The organism is Luteimonas yanweni, from assembly GCF_039548475.1.
In the GTDB taxonomy this organism is placed as follows: Bacteria; Pseudomonadota; Gammaproteobacteria; order Xanthomonadales; family Xanthomonadaceae; genus Luteimonas.
The window spans coordinates 201,540-223,661 of sequence record NZ_JBCLVC010000014.1 but is presented as its reverse complement, the minus strand read 5'-3'; the positions used below and the strand labels follow the sequence as shown (position 1 = coordinate 223,661).

Genomic DNA, 22,122 nt, shown 5'->3' with positions numbered 1-22,122 from the left:
GTTCAGCGCTCCCCGGCGCGGCGGCGCAGGTGTTCGTTGCGGAAGCGGGCACGCAGCAGCGCCCCGGGGTCGTCGGGCACGCGGCGCAGCCATGCGGCGTTGGCCTGCTCGCGTTCGGCGGCGGCGGTGGAATCCGTGCGCTCGGACGCATCGCGTGCGTCACCGGGCTCGCTGCCACCGTCCCGCGCGGCCCCGGCATCGATGGCGCGCTGCATCGCCTCGCGTTGGGCCTCGTCCGCGGCCTGCTGGCGGGCCCGGGCCCCGGCGTCGCCGGCCTGGTCGGCCGCGGGCGGCGGGCCGGCGTCGTCACCGGGTTCCGGCGGCTGCGGCGGGGGCGAAGGCGGGTCCTCGCCAGCCTCCTTCCCCGCATCGGCATCCGGCGGCGCGCGTCCATCGTCGCCCCGGTCGCCCGCCGCGTCGCCGGCGCCACGACCGCCCTCGCCTCCATCGGGAGGCATTTCGCCGCCGCCGGCACCCCCGCCGGGCGGGTCGCGGGCCAGCACCGCTTCGACGGCGGCGCGGTTGGCCAGCGCATCGGGCATGCCCGGGGCTTCACCCAGGGCTTTGTCGTAGGCGGCGATCGCCTCTTCATAGCGGCCCGCGCGGGCGAGGGCGTTGCCGCGGTTGTACGCGGCGTCGGCGCCGGGGAGTCCCTCGAAGCCTCGGGCGGCGGCCGCGAAATCGCCTTCGCGATAGGCGGCTTCGGCTTCAACGCTGCGCGCATGCGCGGCCTGGTCCGCACGGCGCCAGGCATCGGCCACGGGCGGTCCCGCGCCGGCCGCGAAGCCGGGTTGCGTCGGCAGCACCATGCACAGCGCCAGCACCGCGAGCACGCTACCGCGCCGGAAGGCGGCCAGCAACAGAACCATCGCCAGGGGGAGCAGCCAGTAGCCGCCGTCCTCGCGCACCAGGCCACGCGACGCATTGGCGGCCGTGGTGCCCGCGCCGGCACCCGCGGCACCGCCACCGTCCAGCGTGGCGACGAGCCGGGCCGGTGGTTCGTTCCAGGCATGGATGCCGCCGCCCCCGGCCGCCGCCAGCGCGCGCAGGGACCCGGGATCGAGCGCGCTGCGGTGGATCTCGCCGTCGCGGCCGCGATAGCCGGCACCGGCTTCAGTGCCCATCGCCAGCGCCGAGACGCGGTAGCCCTCCGCGGCGGCGCGGGTGGCCGCGCGCACCGCGTCGCGACCGGCCCCGGGAGCCAGCAGCAGGATGTCGCCGCGGGCATGGCCAGCCCGGGCCAGCAGCTCGCGCGCGCGGTCGATGCCGCGCCCGGCCCGCTGGCCATCCACGGGCATGACGTCCGGCGCGAGCGCATCCAGGAAAACGGCGACGTTGTCGGGATCTGACGTGACCGGCGACACCACGAAGGCATCGTCGGCGTAGGCCACCAGCGCAACCTCGCCGGCGTGCGCATGCAGCAGGGCGTCGATCCTGGCGCGGGCCTGCGCCAGGCGCGACGGCTGCAGGTCGTTGGCCAGGCTTGCGCTGGACAGGTCGAGGACGATGACCAGGGCACCACCTCCTTCCTGCAGGGGCTGCGGCACGTCGCGCCAGCCGGGTCCGGCCAGGGCGACGATCGCCAGGGCGAGGCCCGCGAGCGTGGCGGCGCCGGCGAGCGAGTGGCCGCGCCCGCCGCTGCGCGCATCAAGCAGGTGGGGCAGCAGGTGCGCATCGACCGCCGTGCGCCAGCCGCTGCGGCGGCGCGCGCGCTGCTTCCAGGCCCAGGCCAGCAGCGGCAGGAGCAGCAGCGCCAGCAGCCAGGCCGGGCGCAGGAACTGGAGGTCGGCGATCGGCAGGGTCATCGTCCGTCCCTGCGCCAGGCGAGCGCCGCTGCAAGCAGGCCGGCGAGCAGCGCCAGGGCCAGCGGCCAGTGATAGCGCTCCAGCCGCGGGCGCATCGCCTCGCCCGGCGCCTCGACCGGTTCGATGCGGTCGATTTCGGCGTAGATGCCGGCCAGCGCGTCCGTGTCGCGGGCACGGAAGCTGCGCCCGCCGGTCATCTCCGCGATCCGTGCCAGCGACTCCTCGTCGATCTCGCTTCCGCCCGAGGGCATCCGGAAGCCGAACACCGACAGCTGCTCTCCACTGCCGCCAAAAGCGATGGTGTGGACGCGCACGCCCTCATCGCGGGCGATTTCGGCGGCCTTCAGCGGATCCAGGGCGCCGGCGGTGTTGACGCCATCGGTCAGCAGCACCAGCACGCGGTCGCCGTCGCGCTGGGCCTGCAGGCGCTTGACCCCGAGCCCGATCGCATCGCCGATGGCGGTTTCACGGCCCGCCAGCGAGACCTCGGTCGCGAGCAGCTGTTCGCGTACCGTATCGAGGTCGGCCGTGGCCGGCGCCAGCACGTAGGCGCCGCGACCAAACACCAGCAGGCCGACGCGGTCGCCCTCGCGCCGGTCCAGGAAATCGGCGATCACGGCCTTGGCCGCGGCCAGCCGGTCGACCACCTCGTTGCCGAGCAGCATGTCGCGTTCGCCCATGCTCGCGGAGAGATCGACGGCAAGCATCAGCTCGCGTGCGGCGTGCGGTGGCTGAACGACCTCGCCCCAGGCCAAAGGGCGGGCCGCGGCCAGGCACAGCAGCGCCCAGCCGATCCAGGCCAGCCAGGGCTGCCCCGCCGCACTGGGGCGCAGACCGGACGGGGCGACGATCGAGGCCAGCCGCGAGGCCCAGGGCACGCGCAGCGCGGGGCCCGCATCGCGCAGCGGTGGCAGGACGGCGCGCAGCAGCAGGGGCAGCGGCAGCGCAAGCAACAGCCAAGGCCAGGCGAAGCCGGCGAACGTCGGCCAGGTGGCGGCCGCGGCATTCACCTGCGCTCCTCCATCCATTCGACGAAGCGCTCCCGGGCGGCCTGGCGGAGCCCGGCTACCGCGACGGGGTCGGCATCACGGCGGAACGGGCCTTCAAGCAGAAGCTCCGCGCGTGACGCGTCAAAACGCGGGGCGTCGCGGCCGGCATCCAGGAATGCGATCCAGGCTTGGCCCTGCAGGCGATCCGCCGCGGGATCGCGCAACCGCGCCGCGCGGCGCAGCAGGGCCGAGATCGCCGCGACCGAGCCGGCGGGGCCTTGCGCGGCGTCCACTTCGGTATCGAACAGGATCTGCAGCCGGCGGCGACGGCTGGCCCGCCACCAGCGCCAGCCGACAAGCGCGGCAAGCCCGAGCAGCAGCGCCACCGCCAGCAGCCACCATCCCGGTGCCGGGGGCCACCAGGGGGGTGCCGTCGACAGGTGGATGTCGCGCAGGACCAGGCCGTCGTCCATCAGCCGCGCCCTGCGCCCGTTATCGTGCCCGGTCCCGCGAGCCAGGCGTCGCTGGGGGCGTCGGAGGACAGCGGCACCGCGTGCACCCCGCGCGCCGCCAGGTTCGCGATCGTGGCGGAAACGCCACCGGTGAACGCCTCCTGCCATCGCCTGCGCTGGACATCGGCCGCCAGGTCCACGCTGATGCGCGCGCCGGGAGCGTGACCTGCGCTTGCGGGCGTGAACGCAAGCATGGCCGCCGGCGGTGCCGTCTCCAGCGGGTCGGTCAACAGCAGCACGCGCACCTGGCTGTGCGCGGCCAGCGCCGACCAGCGTCGCGCAGGCACGTCGGCCACGCTGGCCGGGTCGGCCAGTACCAGCAGGCGCGAGCCGGGACGCAGCAGGCGATGGGCATGGTCGAGGGCGACATCCAGGCCGGCATCGGCTTCCGGCGGCCGCGCATACCAGCGCACCAGGGCATCCAGCACGCGCAGCGCGCCGCGGGCGCCGGAACCCGCTGGCACCGGCGGCGACGCGTCGCTGCCGCGGAGCGCGGCCACGCGGTCGCCATCGGCCACCGCGCGCCACGCCGCGACCGCGCCGGCGCGCGCAGCCTGCACCGATTTGAAGCGCACGCGCGTGCCGAAGTACAGCGCCGGCGCGGTATCGGCCACGATCAGGCTCAGGCGCTCGCGCTCGGCCTGGAACAGCTTGGTATGCGGTTTGCCGCTGCGGGCGGTCAGGCGCCAGTCGATGTGGCGGGCGTCGTCGCCGAGCGCATAGCCGCGCGATTCCGCGTATTCCATGCCGCGCCCGCGCAGTACCGAAGGCGCCTGCGCGCGGAGGCCCGCAGCGCCGCGACGGGGCGCGCCGCGCGCCTGGGCGAGGCCGCGCAGGGCGATCAGCTCGGGAAGGGTCGGCACGATGCCGTCGCCTTCGCTTGGCGGGGTCCCTGCCGGCAGCGGGATCGCTGCTGGGGCGTCGGCGCGAACCCGCAAGCGCTCGCGCACGGCATCGACCACGGCGGCGCCGATCACGGCAGCGGCACCTGCGCCAGCAGCGCCTGCACCAGGCGTTCGCCATCCCAGCCCTCGGCGGTGGCCTCGTAACTGGGCAGGATCCGGTGGCGGAGGACATCGGGCGCGACCGCGCGCACGTCGTCCGGGGTCACGAAGTCACGCCCCGCAAGCCAGGCGTGGGCGCGCGCGCAGCGTTCCAACGCGATCGAGCCACGGGGACTTGCCCCCCAGGCGATGCGTCGCGCGAGCGCTTCGTCATAACGCGCGGCGTCGCGCGATGCGAGCACGATTTCGACCAGGTAGCGTTCGACCGCTGGCGCCATGTGCAGCGCGAGCACGCTGGATCGCGCGGCCATCACGTCGCCCTGCGATATGCGTTCGGCGGGAACCGACGGCGCTTCCAGCATCGCGATCGCGCGCTCGCGCGCCAGGCGCAGGATCGCGGCCTCAGCCTCCGCTTCCGGATACCCGACGCGGACGTGCATCAGGAAGCGGTCGAGCTGGGCTTCCGGCAGTGGGAACGTGCCCTCCTGCTCGATCGGGTTCTGCGTCGCCATGACCAGGAACAGCGACGGCAGCGCGTAGGTCTGGCGGCCCACGGTCACCTGCCGCTCGCCCATGGCCTCGAGCAGGGCCGACTGCACCTTGGCGGGGGCCCGGTTGACCTCGTCGGCCAGAAGCAGCGAGTGGAACACGGGCCCCGGCAGGAACTCGAAGCGGCCGTCCTGCGGCCGCCAGACCTCGGTCCCGGTCAGGTCCGCCGGCAGCAGGTCTGGCGTGAACTGGACCCGGGCGAAGTCCGCTTCGATGCGCGCGGCAAGCGCACGGATTGCCGTGGTCTTGGCCAAGCCGGGGGCGCCTTCCACCAGGAGATGGCCGTCGGCCAGCAGCGCCACCAGCAGGCGCTCGACAAGCGCCGCCTGGCCGATGATCTCTTCCGCGAGCGCGTCGCGGAGGCTGGTGAACAGGCCGTGGAGGCGGTCACCTTCGTCGCTGGTCGTTTCCATGGAATGCCGGTCTGCGGCGCGGGCTGCGCCGGGGCCAGTTTGACCTCAGGCGGACCGGATGGTTCAAGTGCGACCGGTCACGGGAACGACGACGGGGCCGCAAGGGCCCCGTCGCAGTCACGCCTCGCCTTGCGAAATCAGTACCCGCGCGGCGCCACGCGCAGCACGCGCGGGGTGACGAAGATCAACAGTTCGGCCTTGGCCTTGGAGCGGCTCTTGGTCTTGAACAGGTTGCCCAGGATCGGCAGGTCGCCGAGGAACGGCACCTTGGACACCGAGTTGCGGTCGCTGAACTCGTACACACCGCCGATGACCACCGTCTGGCCGTCCTCGATCAGGACCGCGGTAGTGACTTCGCGCTTGGCAAGGTTTGGAATCGAGCCGAAACCGGTGATCTCGGTGTAGTCCTCGATCTCGTCTTTCTTGACAGCAAGCGTCAGGAACACGCGCCCGTCCGCGGTGATGGTCGGGGTGACCTTCAGCTCGAGCAGGGCTTCCTTGAACTGGACCGTCGGCACGTTGTTGCTCTGGCCGCCGGTGACAGTCAGGTAGCCGACTTCCCGGCCCTGTCGAATGACCGCCTCGCGCTGGTTGCTGGTCACGACGCGCGGATTGGACACGATCTCGCCACGCTGCTCCTGCTGCAGTGCTTGGAGCTCGAGGTCCCAGTCAATGGTGTTGCCCAGGATCGTGAAGGCGATCGAGCCGGGATTGAGGTTGCGGATGCTGAAATCGTTGTTGAGCGAAGGCGAACCCCATTCGATGAGATCGCCCGGCTCGGCCTCTGCCGCCGACTTGAGGAGGCCATGGTTGGCCTGAAGAGAACCCGAGCCGATCAGGTGATCCTTGACGCCGCGCACGCCAAAGCGGGCACCGAGGTCGCGGGCAAACGACTCGTTCGCGATCACGATCCGCGACTCGATCACCACCTGGTCCACCGGCTTGTCCAGCTCGTCGACGAGGTTCTGGATTTCCTGCACGCGATCCGGGATATCGATCACCAGCAGCGTATTGGTCCGGCGATCGAAGCTCAGGCTGCCGCGCGGAGACAGGAAGCCCCGGCTGGAGTTGGCTTGCCCACCGCCACCACCCTGGCTGCTCTTGCTCTCGTCGGTCAGCAGCTTGGCGATGTCTTCGGCGCTGCCGTAGGAGATCGGGATGTACTTGGTGATCATTTCCGCGCTGTTCTCGAGCGCGATGCGGGCGTTGGCGATGTCCTGTTCGAACTTCGCGATCTCCGACTGCGGAGCCACCCAGACGACGTTGCCATTGCGGCGCTTGTCCAGCGACTTGGCCTGCAGCACGATGTCCAGCGCCTGGTCCCACGGCACGTTGATCAGGCGCAGGGTGACGTTGCCGGTGACGTTGTCGCTGGCGACGATGTTGAGGTCGGACAGCTCGGCGATCAGCTGCAGCACGGTGCGCACCGGAACGTCCTGGAAGTTGAACGTGACCGGGCGGCCGCGGTACGCGCGGGTCTCGCCCTGCGCGGCCTGGCCCGCGACCACCTGGCCGGTGGCCGCCACGGTGTTGGAGGCGGCTGCGCCCACTGCGCGGTCCGGCGCTTCGGCGCGGGGCACGATCTCGACGATGTAGTCGCGGCCTGTCTGATACGCCAGCGGCTCGAACGCGCCCTCCGTGCTGAGCACGATCCGGGTGCCGTTGGCGCCCTGGTTGGCATCGATCCGCTGCACGGGGGTCGCGAAGTCGGTGACGTTCAGCGGCCGCTGCAGCGAAGCCGGCAGCGACGCGTTGCCGACGTCGATGATCACGGCACCACCCTCGGTACGCAGGTCCGGGGCCGCACCTTCGCCGTCGAAACGGAGCACGAGCCGCCCCGCGCCGCCGTCGCCGCGCTTGAAATCGATGTCGGCCACGGCCACTTCGGCCGGGACCTGCTTCGCCGGATCCGTCGCTACGACGGACGACTGGGCGAAGCTGGCGACGGGTACGCCCGGATTCGGAGCGGCGTTGACCGTTCCGAAGGCGGCAAGCAGGCCGGCGAGGAGTCCGCAGGCGCCAGCCCGGAGCGGAAGTGCCCGCTGGGTGGGCGAACGGCGTTGCGCGTTGGTGAACGTCATCTGGCTTCCCCTAATCAATTGTCTTCGAGCGCAATCGAGGCCGGCCGTTCCAGCCAGCCACCCGAGCCATCAGGCACGAGTTCCACGAGTTCGATGCGGTCATCGGTAACGCTGGTGACGCGGCCGTCGTTCTGGCCCATGTACACACCCGGGCCGACCTGGTAGGTGACCTTGTCCGGCGCCATCACGAGCGCCTTCAAACTGTTGCCGGCACCCAGCGACCCGACCATGTCCATGCTGTCGAGCGGGAACTGCTCGAGCGTCTGCTTGCGGCGATTGGAGTCGGGCCGCGGACCGCTGCCACCACCTTCGTTGCTGAAGGCGGCGCTGAACGGATCGCGCATGCCCTGTGCCGCGTATTCGAATGTTTCGAACTGCTGCATCACCGGCAGAGGATCGAGCGGCGGTGCCGGCCGGGCGCGGACGTTGGCGGCCCACTCCTCCAGGTTCGGCGCGCCGCCGGGCTCGCTGGTGATGCCGCGGCCGCAGCCGGCCACTGCCGCGATGGCCGCGACCAGGACCAGCCCGCGGATGGCGTTTGATGTCATGCGCATGTCAGCGGCTCCCCCCGGCTGCAGCGGCCGCGGCTTCCTGGGCGGCGGCTTCTTCCTCGTCCAGGTAGCGATAGGTCTTCACCGTGCCGGCGAGTTCAAGCGGCGAGTTGGCGCGGATGCCGGCACGCGGATCCTTGTCGGCACCGCGCGGACGCAGCTGGATGTCGTGCATGGTCATGATCACCACGCGTGGCAGCGAGGCCACGCCGCTGACGAAGGCGCCGAACTGGTGGTAGCTGCCGACCATGCGCAGCGAGATCGGCTTCTCGGCGTAGAACTCCTTGGGCGTCTCCGGACCGGGCTGGAAAAGCTCGTTCTGGATGCCGGTGGCCAGCGCGGTCTGCGAAATGTCGACGATGAGGTCGGGCATCTCCGTGCGGCTGGGCAGCTGGCGCAGCATCTGCTGCAGCTGTTGTTCCATCTGCGCCAGCTGGAGCTTCAGCGGCTCGAGGTTGGCGGCGCGGCCCTGCTTGGTCTCGAACTCGGCGCGCAGGTCGGACTCTGTGCGCTCCAGGCCTTCGAGCTGGTCGCCCTTTTCGCGGGTGAACACCCACCACGCCAGTCCGAAGATCAACAGGCCGACGATCGCGCAGAACCCGATCTTGTACTCGCGCGGCCAGGAACCGATGTTGTTGAAATCGAGTTCCTTGAGCGACATCTTGCGCTTGCTCACGATGCGGCTCCTTCTTCAGCGGCCGGCGCGGCTTCTTCGGCGTCCACGGGGGCGTCGGCGGCAGGTTCGGCATTGACGGCCGGTGCGGCACCGGAAGCTCCGGCGTCATCCAGCGCCGGATCGGCGGTGACGCCGGCAGGCGCCGCGGCGTCAACCGGCGGAACCGCATCCGGAATGCCGTCGCCGTCCTCGTCCTTCGGCGCGTTGGGGTTGGCAAGCTCTACCGCCAGGGTAAAGGCGTAGGGCAGGCCGGCCACGCCGTCGCGCGCTTCGATGATCGAGAGGTCCGGCTTGGTCATCCAGCCCGAGCCCTCGAGGTTGCGCATGTACGTGCTGACGCGCGCATTGGACTGCGAGCGGCCTTCCAGCGTCAGCTTTTCGCCGACCTGCTTGATATTGGTGAGCACCACGCCGTCCGGAATGGTGCGCACCAGCGAATCGAACAGGTGGACCATCTGCGAGCGGTTGGCCTGCAGCTGCTCGATCACTTCCTTGCGCGCCAGCAGGCGCGCCTTCTGGCGGTCGAGTTCGTCGATCTCGGTGATGCGCGCCTCGACCTGCGTGATCTGGTCCTTGAGGTAGGCGTTGCGCGCGTTCTGGCCGTCGATCTGGGCGTTGTAATAGCCGTTCACCAGGAACCAGAGCACGACGCCGGCGAGCGCGGCGCCGGCGAGCATGACGCCGAATTCCTTCTGACGCTGCTTGCGGCGTTCTGCGCGCCAGGGGAGGAGGTTGATGCGGGCCATCAGTCGAAGCTCCTCAGGGCCAGTCCGCAGGCGATCATCAGCGCCGGCGCATCCTGTGCCAATGCATGGGCCTGGACGCGCGGGCCGAGCGTCATCTGCGCGAGCGGGTTGGCTACCACCGTCTGCACGCCGAGCTGCTCCTCGACCATTTCGGAGATGCCGGCGATGGAGGCGCAGCCCCCGGCCAGCACCACCTGGTCGACGCGGTTGAACTCGCTGCCGGCGTAGAAGAACTGCAGCAGGCGGCTGATCTGCTGGACCAGGGCCTCCTTGAACGGCTCCAGCACCTCCACCTCGTAGCTTTCCGGCAGCCCGCCCTGGCGCTTGGCCAGCCCGGCTTCCTCGTAGGACAGCCCGTAGCGGCGCATGACCTCGTCGGTGAGCTGCTTGCCGCCGAAGACCTGTTCGCGGGTGTACAGGCTGCGGTCGTTGCGCAGGATGCTGAGCGTGGTCATGGTCGCGCCCACGTCGACCAGGGCGACGATGCCGTCGCGCGGCACGCTGAGCGTATTGGCCAGCAGCGCGAAGGCGTTCTCGATCGCGAAGGCCTCGACGTCCATGACCTTGGCGGCAAGGCCGCCGAGTTCCAGGGCGGAGGCGCGCATCTCGACGCTTTCCGAGCGCGAGGCGGCCAGCATCACCTGCACCATCTCGGTGTTGCCGGGCATCGGTCCGAGCACCTCGAAGTCGAGGTTCACTTCCTCGATCGGGTACGGAATGTAGTTGACCGCTTCCAGCTCGACCTGCGACTCCATCTCCTCTTCATCGAGGTCGGCCGGCATCGGGATCAGCTTGATGATGACGGCGGAGCCGGCAACGGCCGCGGCCGCATGCTTCGCCTTGCTGCCCGAGCGCGACATCGCTCGACGGATCGCTTCGCCGACGGCCTCGACCTCGACGATGCCCTTCTCGACCACCGCATTGGGTGGAAGCGGCTCGACGGCGTAGTGCTCGACGCGATAGCGGTCGCCAGACCGCGACAGTTGCAACAGCTTGACGGCTGTCGAACTGATATCGACCCCGACAAGCGGTGCCTGGCTTTTTGTGATCAGCCCCACGCTTTTCTCCCCATGTCACGGGCGCTTACGTGCGCTTCGTGCCCCGGTGCATTAAATAACGGAGTTTTTACCGATTGGCAACAAGCGACGCCCCAAAGCGTGTCGCATTGCGCGTTCGGTCACGTCTTGACGCAGAACGTCACCCCTCCGGACAGATCGCGTCGCGGCTGTCCGGCCAACCAATATATATACTGCGCGACTCACCGCGGCCCGCCAAGGGCCAACTGGGCCCAGGATCAATCCGATGTCACGTTTTCGTCGCCTGCTCCGCTGGCTGTTGCTGCTGGCCGTACTCGCCACCGCCCTCGGCATACTCGCGGCGGGCACACTGTACTACGTCGTGTCGTCGCGCCTGCCCGAAGTCGACAGCCTGCGCACCATCGAGCTGCAGGAGCCGATGTACGTCTACGCCAGTGACGGCCGCCTGATGGCGCTGTTCGGTGAGATGCGCCGCTACCCGGTGGACATCGCCGAGGTGCCGGACGCGGTCAAGCATGCCTTCATCGCGATCGAGGACAACCGCTTCTACGAACACGGCGGAGTGGACTACAAGGGCGTGGCGCGCGCGATCTGGCTGCTGGCCACGACCAGCGACGAGCGCGTGCCGGGTGGCTCCACGATCACGCAGCAGGTGGCGCGGCAGTTCTACCTGAGCTCGGAGTACAGCTTCAGCCGCAAGTTCGAGGAAATGCTGCTGGCGATGAAGATGGAGCGCGAGCTCAGCAAGGACGAGATCTTCGAGCTCTACCTCAACAAGAGTTTCTTCGGCAATCGCGCCTACGGCATCGCCGCCGCCGCCGAGTTCTATTACGGCAAGCAGCTTGGCGAGCTCGACCTCGACGAGGTCGCCGCGCTGGCGGCGATCCCGAAGTTCCCGTCCAGCGGCAACCCGATCTCGAACCCGGAGCGCGCGCAGATCCGCCGCGACTACGTGCTCGAGCGCATGGCCGACCTCGGGTTCATCACCCGCGCCCAGGCGACCGCGGCGCAGGCGGTGGAGATGCACGCGCGCCCGCACGAGCGCCCCGTCGAGGTCTATGCGCCCTACGTCGCGGAAATGGTCCGCCAGGAAATGATCGCCCGCTACGGCGGCGACGTGCTCACCCGCGGCTACCACGTCACCACCACCATCGACCCGGCCAGGCAGGCCGCTGCCGACGAGGCGGTGCGCAGCGGGCTGTCGGTGTACGACCATCGCCATGGCTGGTCGAAGGTCGAGCAGACCTTCGAACTCGCGGCCGATGAAGACGCCGCGACCGTGGCGACGCGCCTGCGCGGGATCCCGGCGCAGGCCGACCTCCTGCCTGCAATCACGCTGCGCGCCGATTCGGGCACCGCCGACGTGGTGCTGGCCGACGGCACCGTGGTCACCCTGGACGCCGCCTCGAGCCGCTGGACCGGGCGCAACCCGGCCGCCCTGCTCAAGCGCGGCGACCTCACGCGCGTACGCAGGGTCGAGCCCAAGGGCAAGGATGGCGCACCGCCCGAGGCAGGCGCCACGCCGACCTGGCAACTCGACCAGCTGCCGCGCGCCCAGGCCACGCTGGTGTCGCTCGAACCCGACAACGGCGCGCTGCGTGCGCTGGTGGGCGGCTTCAGCTTCGCCGGGCAGAAGTTCAACAGGGCGACCCAGGCGCGGCGCCAACCGGGCTCCAGCTTCAAGCCTTTCATCTATGCCGCCGCCTTCGAGCGTGGCTTCAATCCTGCATCGATCGTGCCCGACGCGCCGGTGGTGTTCCGCATGCGTCGCGGCCAGGACTGGAGGCCGCAGAACGACGATGGCAGGTTCGTCGGCCCGATGCGCCTGCGCGAAGCGCTGGTGCGTTCGCGCAACCTGGTCTCGGTGCGCCTGCTCGACGCCATCGGCGTGGACTACGCGCGCCGCTACATCAGCCACATGGGCTTCGACGAGTCCGAGCTGCCGCCCAACCTGTCGATCTCGCTGGGGACGCCGTCGCTGGCGCCGCTGGACATCGCCCGCGGCTACAGCGTCTTCGCCAACGGCGGCTTCCTGGTCACGCCCTGGTACATCGACGAGGTCCGCGACCGCGACGGCCAGGTGATCTTCAAGGAAAACCCGCCGGTGGCCTGCCGCAGCTGCGGCGTCGGCGGCAGGCCGGGCACGCCGTCGACGGTCATCGACGGGTTCAACCTCGGCCCTTCGATGCCGGCGCAGGACGCGGTTGCGGAAACCAGCGCCACCGCGCCCGAACCCGCGCAGGCGCCCGGCCCCGATGCCGTGGTCGCCCCGCGCGCGATCGACCCGCGGGTGGCCTACCAGCTGGTGTCGATGATGCGCGACGTGGTCCAGCGCGGCACCGGTACCCAGGCCAAGGTGCTGGGCCGCGAGGATGTCGGCGGCAAGACCGGCTCCACCAACGACCACCGCGACGCGTGGTTCTCCGGCTTCGGCGGCAACCTGGTCACCGTGGTCTGGGTCGGCCGCGACGACAACCGTTCGCTGGGCAGCCGCGAGTATGGCGGCCGGTCTGCGCTGCCGATCTGGATCGACTACATGCGCGTGGCGCTCGACGGCGTGCCGATCGCGGCCAACGAGCCGCCCGAGGGCATGGTCAAGGTATCGGTCAGCGCCAGCGGACGCCTGCTGCCCGCCGGCGAGGGCGGGATCACCGAATGGGTGAAGGCCGAGGACCTCGAGCGCATGGAGTCGACCTTCGACGACTTCGATGACGAGATGCCCGCCGAGGAAGCCTTCGACATCTTCTGACACCCGCATCCGCTAGGCTTGCCGGGCCCGCACGGAGGTCCCCGCATGCGACACGCCCGACAGCACGCCGCGCGAAACACCCGCGAACGCCGCCACAGGCTCGCACAGGAAGCCGCCAGGCTGATGGCCGAAGGCGGCATCCGCGACTACCACCAGGCCAAGCGCAAGGCCGCGGAACGCCTGGGCATCCACGACGACGCCTCGCTGCCGCGCAACAGCGAGGTCGAGGATGCACTGCGCGAGTACCAGCGCCTGTTCCTGGGCGAGGGCCAGCAGGCGCACACGCTGCGCATGCGCCGCGAGGCGGCGCTGCAGGCCCTCGGATTCTTCGAGCCCTTCCAGCCGCGCCTGGTCGGCCGCGTGCTCGACGGCACCGCCGACGAACACACGCCCGTGTCCCTGCACCTGCACGCCGACGACGCCGACGAAGTCACGCGCTTCCTTGCCGACGCCGGCGTTCCGGCCGAGGCAAGCTCGCGCCGCATGCGTCTGGACCGGACGCGCGACTTCGATGCGCCGGTCTGGACGTTCAGCGCCGACGGACTGGCCTTCGACCTGACCGTGTTGCCGCTGGACACGCTGCGCCAGGCGCCGCTGTCGGGCATCGATGAGCGGCCGATGCAGCGCGCGTCGTCGGCCCAGCTCCGCCTGCTGCTGTCCGAGGATGAGTGCGCCGATGGATCAAACGCGCCCCGCTGAGGTCGATCGCCTACTCGGGGAGCAACGCCGCCGACTTGCCCGCACCGACCACCCGCACCCGACTGCCGACCAGAATATGGTCAAGATGCTCACGACTCTTCGTAAACGCGGATTCCGAAGCATCGTCAAAGCGCACCATGAACGTATAGCTGCCGGCCTTCGCGCTGCCGGCATCACCCGTTGCGATTTCCGCACCGAGGTCGGTGGCCACGCGCCCGAGCAAGTACGCGTCGGCGCCGTTGCCTCCGGTCGCCTGTCCGACCACGTAGCCCAGCCAGCCGCCAAGCTCCCGCTTCTCGCGCCTGCTGAGGACAGGTGGCTTGGCCGCCTTGACCTCCACGGGCTGGATCGCGGTCACGACTCCCGAGCGCACCTGAAGCTCCTCCGCCATCGCGGGGAGCGCGGTTGATGCCAGCAGTGCCGCCACCACGACGCCTGCAAATTCCGGCCTGATCGCCATTGCACATTCCTTCCATGGATATCCGGGCACTTTCCCGGACGGGCTTCCATGGTTGGCGCAGCGATGGTGGTGGCTCAATCGGCCCAGGCACCGAGCGGGCGTCGGGATATCCCGCTCGCTGACGGAAACGCCCCGCGGATGCGGGGCGTTTTCGTAAGAAGAATCGGCCGGGACTCAGCGCTTGTCGGTGGCCAGGTAGTCCCGCGAAGCCGCACCCGTATAGATCTGCCGCGGGCGACCGATCTTGAACTCCGGGTCGTCCTGCTGCTCCAGCCAGTGCGAGACCCAGCCAGCGGTGCGCGCGATCGCGAACATCACCGTGAACATCTCGGTCGGGATCTTCAGCGCCTTGTAGATGATGCCGCTGTAGAAGTCGACGTTTGGGTACAGCTTGCGCTGCACGAAGTAATCGTCCTTGAGCGCGGCCTCTTCCAGGCGCATCGCGATTTCGAGCATCGGGTCGTCGACGCCGAGCTCGCCCAGCACCTTGTGGGTCATCTCGCGGATGATCTTCGCGCGCGGGTCGAAGTTCTTGTAGACGCGGTGGCCGAAGCCCATCAGGCGGAAGCCCGACTCCTTGTCCTTGGCGCGATCCACGGCGGACTGCACGTTCTTCACGTCGCCGATCTCGCCGAGCATCTTCAGCACGGCCTCGTTCGCTCCGCCGTGCGCGGGACCCCACAGCGCCGCGACGCCGGCGGCGATGCAGGCATAGGGGTTGGCACCGGTCGAGCCGACCAGGCGCACGGTCGAGGTCGAAGCGTTCTGCTCGTGGTCGGCGTGCAGGATGAAGAGCAGGTCCATCGCCTTGGCGGCGACCGGGGACAGCTCAAGCGGGCCGCTGGGCAGCTCGAACATCATGTGCAGGAAACGCTCGACGTAACCGAGGTCGTTGCGCGGGTAGCCGAGCGGCCAGCCCATCGAATACCGGTGGCAGGCGGCGGCGATGGTGGGCAGCTTCGCGATCAGGCGGATGCCGGCCAGGCGACGTTGCGCTGGATCGTCGTAATCGAGGTCGTTGTGGTAGAAGCTCGCCATCGAACCGAGCATGCCGACCAGCATCGCCATCGGGTGCGCGTCGTGGCGGAAGCCGCCGATGAAGCTCTTGAAGGCCTCGTGCATCATCGTGTGATGGGTGACGTCGTGGTCGAACGCGGCCATTTCGGCCTGGTTCGGGAGCTCGCCGTTCATCAGCAGGTAGGCGACCTCAAGGAAGTTCGAGTGCTGCGCCAGCTGTTCGATCGGGTAGCCGCGGTACAGCAGCACGCCCTGGTCGCCGTCGATATAGGTGATGGCGGACTTGCAACTGGCGGTGGCGGTGAAGCCGGAATCGTAGGTGAAGCGCCCCGTGGCCCTGGGCAGGGTCGCGATGTCGATGCACTCGTTGCCGAGCGTTGGCTTCAGGACCGGCAGTTCGACCGAGGCACCGGCGACCTGCAGGGTGGCGATGGACGGCTCGCTGCCGGCCGTGTTCTGGTTGGCGGACACTCTCGCACTCCTTCTTGGCGTCCCACGCCGGCGCGGTGCGCGCGGGCGGTCGGGGAATCAGGCGGATCGCGGCTTTGGCGCGATGCGGCAATTATCGCATAGCAACGTGCGCCGCCGTATCCAGCCGCCTGCGGAGCGATGGGATGTCGCGCCTGCCGCACGCGCGGGGCAGGCCCGGAAACGACGACGGCCACCTTTCGGCGGCCGTCGGGCGTGCGCGATGGCAGGCGCTTACTTGGCGTAGCGCTTGCGGAACTTGTCGACGCGGCCGCTGGTGTCCATCAGCTTGTTCTGGCCGGTGTAGAACGGATGCGAAGCCGAGGAGACTTCGATCTTGACCAGCGGGTATTCATTGCCGTCCTCCCACTTCACGGTCTCCTTGCTGGAGAGCGTGGAACGGGTGAGGATCTTGAAGTCCGAGGTCACGTCCTGGAAGACGACGTCGCGGTATTCGGGATGGATGTCGGCCTTCATGGCGGGCACCAGAGTGATCGAGGGAAGAGCGGCATTATAGCCGGCAGCGGAACCGCCCGCAAGCCTTCAGGCGAGCGCATCGCGCACCAGCGCCTCGTAGGCCGCCTGGTCGTAGCGGAGCAGGATCCGCGCCCGGTCCGGACGGCCCTGCTGGCGCTGCCAGTCGACCAGGGTGGCGCCGCGCGCGGCGGACTGCCCCAGCACCACTTCGACCGGACGCTCCTGCGCTTCAAGGATGCCGTCGGGGCGCAGGGCCATCGCCATGGCCAGGGAATCCGCGGAGTGCCAGCGCTCGCCGCGCGCGTCGGCCGACCAGAGGCGGGTGTGCCGCGATATCGCCTCGTAGAATGCGGCCACCGGGCCCGGGGCCGCCAGCCAGCGCTCGACGTCGGCGTGGAGGAAGCCATGGACGAGGGTCGCCTCCCAGTCGCAAAGGTCGAAGCGTTCGAACGCCCCGAACACGATGTGCGCCGCCTCGGGATCGAAGAAGACGTTGAACTCGGCCGATGGCGTGATGTTGCCGTGGCCGGTGACCGCGCCGCCCATCACCACCAGTCGCGCCACCCGCGACGGCAGCGTCGGGTCCAGGCGCAGGGCGAGCGCGATGTTGGTCAGCGGCCCCAGCGCCACCAGCAACAGCCGGCCGGCGTGCCGGTGCGAGAGTTCGATGATCGCTTCGGCCGCGTGGCGCGACTCCGCGCCGCGCGTGGCCGGCGCGAGGCCGGCGTCTCCGTAGCCGTCGCGCCCGTGCACGTCGGCGGCATCCGGCGCGGGATGCAGCAGCGGGCGATCGCAGCCCGCGAACACCGGCACGTCGTCGCGGCCCAGCACCTCGCACAGCTTCAGGGCATTGGCGACCGTGTGCCCCAACCCGACGTTGCCGGCGGCGATGGTCAGGCCCACGACCTCGTGCCGCGGATCGGCGAAGGCCATCAGCAGGGCCAGTGCGTCATCGACGCCCGGGTCGGTATCGATCAACAGCGGAATAGGTTCGTCCATCGCCGGATTATCCCCGATCAGGCCGAGGCGTACCGGGTCGCGCCGCCGACCCAGCGCGCGACCAGGCGCGCGGCCACCGCCGGATGGTCCTGCAGCAGCCCCTCGCCAAGCTCGTGCACCAGCGGCAGCATTGCCGCGTCGCGCGCGAGGTCGGCCACGCGGAACGCGGCCAGCCCGGTCTGGCGCGTGCCAAGCAGTTCGCCGGGACCGCGCAGCTCCAGGTCTTTTTCGGCGATGACGAAGCCGTCGCCGGTTTCACGCATGGTCGCCAGGCGTTCGCGCGCCGTGCGCGACAGCGGTGCCTGGTAGAGCAGCACGCAGCTGGAGGCTTCGCTGCCCCGCCCCACCCGTCCGCGCAGCTGGTGCAGCTGCGCAAGCCCGAGTCGCTCGGCGTTCTCGATCACCATCAGCGAGGCATTGGGCACGTCCACGCCGACCTCGATCACCGTGGTCGCCACCAGCAGGTCGCAGTCGCCGCCCTTGAACGCGCGCATCGCGGCCTGCTTCTCCGCGGCCTTCATGCGCCCGTGCACCAGGCCCACGCGCAGGCCGGGAAGCGCGGCCGACAACCCCTCGTACGTCGCCTGCGCGGCCTGCGCAACCACTTCGTCGGACTCGTCGATGATCGTGCACACCCAGTAGGCCTGGCGGCCTTCGGCGCAGGCGGCGCGGATGCGTTCGATCAGCTCCGGGCGGCGGCCCCCGGCCATGACGACGGTCTGCACCGGCGTGCGCCCGGGGGGCAGCTCGTCGATGGCGGACACGTCGAGGTCGGCATAGGCGGCCATGGCCAGCGTCCGCGGGATCGGGGTCGCGGTCATCACCAGCTGGTGCGGCACGCGCCCGCCCTCGCCGCCCTTGTCGCGGAGTGCCAGGCGCTGGTGGACGCCAAAGCGGTGCTGTTCGTCGACGATCGCCAGCGCAAGGTCATGGAAGGCCACGCCCTGCTGCATCAGCGCATGGGTCCCGACCACCACCTGCGCGCGGCCATCGGCAACGCCCGCCAGCGCGTGGTCGCGGGCACGGCCGGTCACCTTGCCCGCCAGCCACGCGACCTCTACGCCCAGCGGCTCCAGCCAGCCGCGCAGGTTGCCGAGATGCTGTTCCGCAAGCAGCTCCGTGGGCGCCATCAGCGCAGCCTGCCGGCCATCGGCCACCGCCATCAGCGCGGCCATCGCCGCGACCACGGTCTTGCCGGAACCGACATCGCCCTGCACCAGGCGCAGCATCGGCACCGGCCTCGCCAGGTCCGCGCGCACCTCGGCCAGCACCCGCTCCTGCGCGCCGGTGAACGCGAATGGCAAGCCGGCACGCAGGCGATCGGCCAGGCCGGCATCGGCCAGCGGGGTCGCCGCATGGGCCTGGCGGGCCAGGCGCTGGCTGCGCATGCTCAGGTGGTGCGCGAGCAGTTCCTCGAACGCCAGCCGCCGCTGCGCGGGATGGGTTCCTGCAAGCAGCGCCCCGACGTCTGCGTCGCGCGGGGGCCGGTGCACGGTGAGCAGCGCCTCGCGCAGTCCCGGCAGGCGGTGCGTGCGCAGCAGTCCCGGCGGCAGAAGCTCCAGCACGTCATCACCCGGGAGGCGGTCGAGCGCCTGTGTGATCAGCCGCTTCATCGTTGCCGGCCCGATGCCCTCCACCGCCGGATAGACGGGGTCGAGACAATCGCCCAGGCCGGCCGCGCCCTCGTCTTCGTCCCCAGGCAGGGTATAGCTGGGGTGCACGATCTCCAGCCCGCGCTGCCCGGGCCGTGGCGTGCCGTAGGCGCGCACCCGCGCGCCGGGCTGGAATTGGGCGGCCTGCGCGGCGCGGAAATGGAAGAAGCGCAGCACGAGCGTCGCGCGCGAGTCGTCGCACAGCGCGACGCGCAGCAGCGGCCGGTAGCGGAAGCCGCGCTCGACAGCCTCCACCCGGCCCTCGACCTGGGCCGCGACGCCAGGCTGCAGCAGGCTGATGGGCGTCAGCGCCGTGCGGTCCTCGTAGCCGCGCGGAAGCTGCAGCCAGAGGTCCTGCAGGGTGTCCAGGCCGCGCGCGGCGAGCTTTTCCGCGACCTTCGGGCCCACGCCGGCAAGCGTGGACAGCGCGGTCGCACCGGCCGGCGCCAGTCCGGGCGCGGGCACCGCCGGCGTACGCCGCGCGGCCACGCCTCAGTCGAGGACCATCACCGCGTCGACCTCGAACTGCGCGCCCTTGGGCAGCGCCGATACCTCGATGGTCGAACGCGCGGGATAGGGCTCGGAGAAGTACTCGGCCATCACCGCGTTGACCACCGCGAACTGCGACAGGTCGGTCAGGTACAGACCGACGCGGGCGACGTCGTCGAGCGAACCGCCGCCGGCCTGGCAGACCGCGCGCAGGTTGTCGAAGGCGCGGCGCGCCTGCGCGGCGAGGTCACCCGGGACGAGTTCGCCACTGGCCGGGTCGAGCGGGATCTGGCCGGAAATGAAGACGGTGTCGCCGGCGCGCACCGCCTGCGAATACGGGCCGATCGCGGCGGGTGCATCGCCGGTGCGGACGGGTTGCCTGGGCATTGGGCGATTTCCTTGCGACTGGACGTGGCCGCCGATTATGACCGCCGGCGACGCCCGCCGCCATGCGGCGCAGGCCTACTGCCGCTGCACCCCATGGACCACGCCCAGCCTGCGCACCTTGCGGATCACGTCGGCGAGGTGCGTGCGGTCGCGCACTTCGATGGCGAACTGGATCACCGAGACGTTGGTGTCGCGCTCCAGGTATTCCACGGCGTCGATGTTGGACTCGGCCCTGGCGACCGCAGCCGCCACCTGCGCCAGCACGCCAGGCCGGTTCTCGACCTGGAAGCGCAGCGCGACGTTGTAGTCACCGGTGACCTCGCGGTCCCAGCCGATGTCGACCCAGCGCTCGGGCGACTTCCGGTATTCGGCCACGTTCGGGCACTCTATCCGGTGCACCATCACCCCGCGCCCGGTGGTGTGGTAGCCCATGATGTCGTCGCCCGGGATCGGCATGCAGCAGTTGGCGAAGGTCACCACGCCACGCTCGGCACCGGTGATCAGGATGCGGTCCTCGCGATGCGCGCGCGGACTGGACGGATCCTTGTGGCTGAGCGACTGCGCCACGTGCGCCGGCATCCGGTTGCCGAGCGCGACGTCGGCCAGCAGGGCCTCGAGCCGCGGATAGCGGTGCTCGGCGAGATAGGCCTCCAGCTGGGCGGCCGGAAGGCGCTCGAGCGAGCTGTCGAGGTCTTCCAGCGCGCTGTCGAGCATGCGGTGGCCAAGCTGCACGGCGTCCTCGTGCTCGATCTGCTTGAGCTGCTGCCGGATCGCGGTGCGCGCCTTGCCGGTGACCACGAACTCCAGCCACTGCGGCCGCGGCTGCGACGACCTTGCAGTCACCACCTCGACCGTCTGTCCGCTGGCGAGCCGCGTGCGCAGCGGCACCAGCTTGCGGTCCACGCGCGCGGCGACCGCCTGGTTGCCGACATCGGTGTGCACCGCGTAGGCGAAGTCGAGCGCTGTGGCGTTGCGCGGCAGCGACATGATCTCGCCCTTGGGCGTGAACAGGTAGACCTCGTCGGGGAACAGGTCGACCTTGACGTTCTCCAGGAACTCCAGCGACGAGCCGGTATCGCTCTGCGACTCCAGCAGCCCGGAGATCCACGAGTGCGCGCGCTGCTGCGCGCTGTTGGGGCCGCCGCCGTGCTTGTAGGCCCAGTGGGCGGCGATGCCGCGCTCGGCGATCAGGTCCATCTCCTCGGTGCGGATCTGGACCTCGATCGGCGAACCGTAGGGCCCGAACAGCACCGTGTGCAGCGACTGGTAGCCGTTGGCCTTCGGGATCGCGATGAAGTCGCGGAAACGGCCATCGACCGGCTTGTACACCGAATGCGCCACGCCCAGTGCGTGGTAGCAGTCGGCCACCGTGTCCACGATCAGCCGGAAGCCGAAGACATCGATCACCTGGGCGAAGGTCTTGGTCTCGGCGCGCATCTTGTTGTAGATGCTCCAGGGCGACTTCACCCGGCTCACCAGGCGGTAGCCCAGTCCTTCCTTGCTCAGGCGCTGCGCGAGCTGCGCCTCGATCTTGGCCATGGCCTCGCGGCGCACCAGCGGCTGGGTGCGGATGCGCTTGTCGAGGATCCGGTGCCGCATCGGGTACAGCGCGCGGAAGCCGAGGTCCTGCAGCTCCGCCTTGATCAGGTTCATGCCCAGGCGCTGCGCGATCGGCGCATAGACCTCCAGCGTCTCGCGCGCGATGCGCGCCCGCGCCTCGGCCGACTGGGCACCCAGCGTGCGCATGTTGTGCAGGCGGTCGGCGAGCTTGATCAGGATCACGCGCAGGTCGCGCGCCATCGCCAGCATCATCTTGCGGAAGCTCTCGGCATCGGCCTCCCGGCGGCTGGCGAAGTCGAGCTTGTCGAGCTTGGTCACGCCTTCGACCAGCTCGGCCACCGATTCGCCGAACTCGCTGGCCAAGGCGGCGCGGGTCAACGGCGTGTCCTCGATGGTGTCGTGCAGGATCGCCGCGATCAGGGTCTCCAGGTCGACCTTCTGCTCGGCGAGCACGCCGGCCACGGCCACCGGATGGGTGATGTAGGGCTCGCCGGATTTCCGCACCTGCCCGGCGTGCGCGGCGGCACCGACCGCCCACGCACGACGCACCAGCCGCATCTGCTCGGCGGGCAGGTAGGCGGCCGCGGCTTCGAGCGCACGCATGTACCCGGGGATGTCGTCATCCCCGGGAACCGGCACGGTGACCAGCGCAAGTTCGGCTGCGTTCATGCAGCGAGCCTACGCGCGCGCCTGCAGTGCGGCAATGGAGCCTGCCGCCCGACCCGTGCGCACGCGTCGCCGCAACGCAAACGGCCCCGCCAGGGCGGGGCCGTCACTGCGCTCGCGCGCCTGCAGGCGCGCA

19 protein-coding genes are annotated in these 22,122 nt (G+C 70.2%); 2 read left to right on the top strand and 17 right to left on the bottom strand.

Annotation, left to right across the window (positions count from 1 at the left end; translation table 11 throughout):
- Window positions 1-2: 2 nt before the first annotated feature.
- From WCE39_RS11210 to WCE39_RS11165, 10 genes are all read right to left on the bottom strand, one after another.
- Window positions 3-1,805, bottom strand: coding sequence for a VWA domain-containing protein (locus WCE39_RS11210; RefSeq protein WP_343276757.1), 1,803 nt, complete (start codon window positions 1,803-1,805; stop codon window positions 3-5).
- Complete coding sequence (locus tag WCE39_RS11205) at window positions 1,802-2,815, bottom strand: vWA domain-containing protein (protein ID WP_343276756.1); 1,014 nt, start codon at window positions 2,813-2,815, stop codon at window positions 1,802-1,804. The genes WCE39_RS11210 and WCE39_RS11205 overlap by 4 nt, the downstream gene beginning before the upstream one ends.
- Window positions 2,812-3,267 carry a DUF4381 family protein gene (locus tag WCE39_RS11200; RefSeq protein ID WP_343276755.1) on the bottom strand — a complete coding sequence of 152 codons (456 nt, stop codon included), beginning with the start codon at window positions 3,265-3,267 and terminating at the stop codon, window positions 2,812-2,814. Before WCE39_RS11200 ends, WCE39_RS11205 begins: the two co-directional genes overlap by 4 nt.
- Window positions 3,267-4,244, bottom strand: coding sequence for a DUF58 domain-containing protein (locus tag WCE39_RS11195; protein WP_452299594.1), 978 nt, complete (start codon window positions 4,242-4,244; stop codon window positions 3,267-3,269). Before WCE39_RS11195 ends, WCE39_RS11200 begins: the two co-directional genes overlap by 1 nt.
- Before the next feature lie 35 nt (window positions 4,245-4,279).
- Window positions 4,280-5,272 (bottom strand): AAA family ATPase, encoded by a 993-nt coding sequence (locus WCE39_RS11190; protein ID WP_343276754.1) that lies wholly within the window; start codon window positions 5,270-5,272, stop codon window positions 4,280-4,282.
- Between the two features lie 137 nt (window positions 5,273-5,409).
- Window positions 5,410-7,353: a type IV pilus secretin PilQ gene (locus tag WCE39_RS11185; protein ID WP_343276753.1), complete on the bottom strand. Its 1,944-nt coding sequence runs from the start codon at window positions 7,351-7,353 to the stop codon at window positions 5,410-5,412.
- Between the two features lie 14 nt (window positions 7,354-7,367).
- Window positions 7,368-7,901 (bottom strand): pilus assembly protein PilP, encoded by a 534-nt coding sequence (locus tag WCE39_RS11180; protein ID WP_343276980.1) that lies wholly within the window; start codon window positions 7,899-7,901, stop codon window positions 7,368-7,370.
- Between the two features lie 7 nt (window positions 7,902-7,908).
- Window positions 7,909-8,565 (bottom strand): type 4a pilus biogenesis protein PilO, encoded by a 657-nt coding sequence (locus WCE39_RS11175; protein ID WP_449284038.1) that lies wholly within the window; start codon window positions 8,563-8,565, stop codon window positions 7,909-7,911.
- A gap of 11 nt (window positions 8,566-8,576) precedes the next feature.
- Window positions 8,577-9,326, bottom strand: a complete 750-nt coding sequence (locus WCE39_RS11170) for a PilN domain-containing protein (RefSeq protein WP_343276751.1) — start codon at window positions 9,324-9,326, stop codon at window positions 8,577-8,579.
- Complete coding sequence (locus WCE39_RS11165; protein ID WP_343276750.1) at window positions 9,326-10,384, bottom strand: pilus assembly protein PilM; 1,059 nt, start codon at window positions 10,382-10,384, stop codon at window positions 9,326-9,328. Before WCE39_RS11165 ends, WCE39_RS11170 begins: the two co-directional genes overlap by 1 nt.
- Before the next feature lie 244 nt (window positions 10,385-10,628).
- On the opposite strand from WCE39_RS11165, the gene WCE39_RS11160 reads away from it, so the two are divergent.
- Together WCE39_RS11160 and WCE39_RS11155 are read left to right on the top strand one after the other, a co-directional pair.
- Window positions 10,629-13,112 (top strand): penicillin-binding protein 1A, encoded by a 2,484-nt coding sequence (locus WCE39_RS11160; RefSeq protein WP_343276749.1) that lies wholly within the window; start codon window positions 10,629-10,631, stop codon window positions 13,110-13,112.
- Window positions 13,113-13,157: 45 nt separating this feature from the next.
- On the top strand, window positions 13,158-13,811 hold the full coding sequence (locus WCE39_RS11155; protein ID WP_343276748.1) for a hypothetical protein: 654 nt from the start codon (window positions 13,158-13,160) through the stop codon (window positions 13,809-13,811).
- A gap of 10 nt (window positions 13,812-13,821) precedes the next feature.
- On the opposite strand, the gene WCE39_RS11150 is transcribed toward WCE39_RS11155, so the two are convergent.
- From WCE39_RS11150 to WCE39_RS11120, 7 genes are all read right to left on the bottom strand, one after another.
- Window positions 13,822-14,271 carry a hypothetical protein gene (locus WCE39_RS11150; RefSeq protein WP_343276747.1) on the bottom strand — a complete coding sequence of 150 codons (450 nt, stop codon included), beginning with the start codon at window positions 14,269-14,271 and terminating at the stop codon, window positions 13,822-13,824.
- 174 nt (window positions 14,272-14,445) lie between these two features.
- The gene (locus tag WCE39_RS11145; protein WP_343276979.1) at window positions 14,446-15,720 is read right to left on the bottom strand and encodes a citrate synthase; all 1,275 of its coding nucleotides are present in this window, start codon (window positions 15,718-15,720) and stop codon (window positions 14,446-14,448) included.
- A gap of 270 nt (window positions 15,721-15,990) precedes the next feature.
- Window positions 15,991-16,233, bottom strand: coding sequence for a type B 50S ribosomal protein L31 (locus WCE39_RS11140; protein ID WP_343254709.1), 243 nt, complete (start codon window positions 16,231-16,233; stop codon window positions 15,991-15,993).
- Between the two features lie 66 nt (window positions 16,234-16,299).
- Window positions 16,300-17,232, bottom strand: a complete 933-nt coding sequence (locus WCE39_RS11135) for a nucleoside hydrolase (protein ID WP_343276746.1) — start codon at window positions 17,230-17,232, stop codon at window positions 16,300-16,302.
- Window positions 17,233-17,249: 17 nt separating this feature from the next.
- Entirely contained in the window at window positions 17,250-19,373 is a 2,124-nt protein-coding gene (gene recG / locus WCE39_RS11130) for an ATP-dependent DNA helicase RecG (protein WP_452299585.1), read from the bottom strand.
- A gap of 3 nt (window positions 19,374-19,376) precedes the next feature.
- Entirely contained in the window at window positions 19,377-19,760 is a 384-nt protein-coding gene (locus tag WCE39_RS11125; RefSeq protein ID WP_343276745.1) for a RidA family protein, read from the bottom strand.
- 75 nt (window positions 19,761-19,835) lie between these two features.
- Entirely contained in the window at window positions 19,836-21,989 is a 2,154-nt protein-coding gene (locus WCE39_RS11120) for a RelA/SpoT family protein (RefSeq protein WP_343276744.1), read from the bottom strand.
- Window positions 21,990-22,122 lie beyond the last annotated feature (133 nt).

Bases quoted from the DNA above. Each gene is read 5' to 3' on its own strand.
- WCE39_RS11210 (WP_343276757.1), bottom strand. From the start codon at position 1,805: ATGACCCTGCCGATCGCCGACCTCCAGTTCCTGCGCCCGGCCTGGCTG.
- WCE39_RS11200 (WP_343276755.1), bottom strand. From the start codon at position 3,267: ATGGACGACGGCCTGGTCCTGCGCGACATCCACCTGTCGACGGCACCC.
- WCE39_RS11190 (WP_343276754.1), bottom strand. From the start codon at position 5,272: ATGGAAACGACCAGCGACGAAGGTGACCGCCTCCACGGCCTGTTCACC.
- WCE39_RS11185 (WP_343276753.1), bottom strand. From the start codon at position 7,353: ATGACGTTCACCAACGCGCAACGCCGTTCGCCCACCCAGCGGGCACTT.
- WCE39_RS11180 (WP_343276980.1), bottom strand. From the start codon at position 7,901: ATGACATCAAACGCCATCCGCGGGCTGGTCCTGGTCGCGGCCATCGCG.
- WCE39_RS11175 (WP_449284038.1), bottom strand. From the start codon at position 8,565: ATGTCGCTCAAGGAACTCGATTTCAACAACATCGGTTCCTGGCCGCGC.
- WCE39_RS11170 (WP_343276751.1), bottom strand. From the start codon at position 9,326: ATGGCCCGCATCAACCTCCTCCCCTGGCGCGCAGAACGCCGCAAGCAG.
- WCE39_RS11160 (WP_343276749.1), top strand. From the start codon at position 10,629: ATGTCACGTTTTCGTCGCCTGCTCCGCTGGCTGTTGCTGCTGGCCGTA.
- WCE39_RS11155 (WP_343276748.1), top strand. From the start codon at position 13,158: ATGCGACACGCCCGACAGCACGCCGCGCGAAACACCCGCGAACGCCGC.
- WCE39_RS11150 (WP_343276747.1), bottom strand. From the start codon at position 14,271: ATGGCGATCAGGCCGGAATTTGCAGGCGTCGTGGTGGCGGCACTGCTG.
- WCE39_RS11140 (WP_343254709.1), bottom strand. From the start codon at position 16,233: ATGAAGGCCGACATCCATCCCGAATACCGCGACGTCGTCTTCCAGGAC.
- WCE39_RS11135 (WP_343276746.1), bottom strand. From the start codon at position 17,232: ATGGACGAACCTATTCCGCTGTTGATCGATACCGACCCGGGCGTCGAT.
- WCE39_RS11125 (WP_343276745.1), bottom strand. From the start codon at position 19,760: ATGCCCAGGCAACCCGTCCGCACCGGCGATGCACCCGCCGCGATCGGC.
- WCE39_RS11120 (WP_343276744.1), bottom strand. From the start codon at position 21,989: ATGAACGCAGCCGAACTTGCGCTGGTCACCGTGCCGGTTCCCGGGGAT.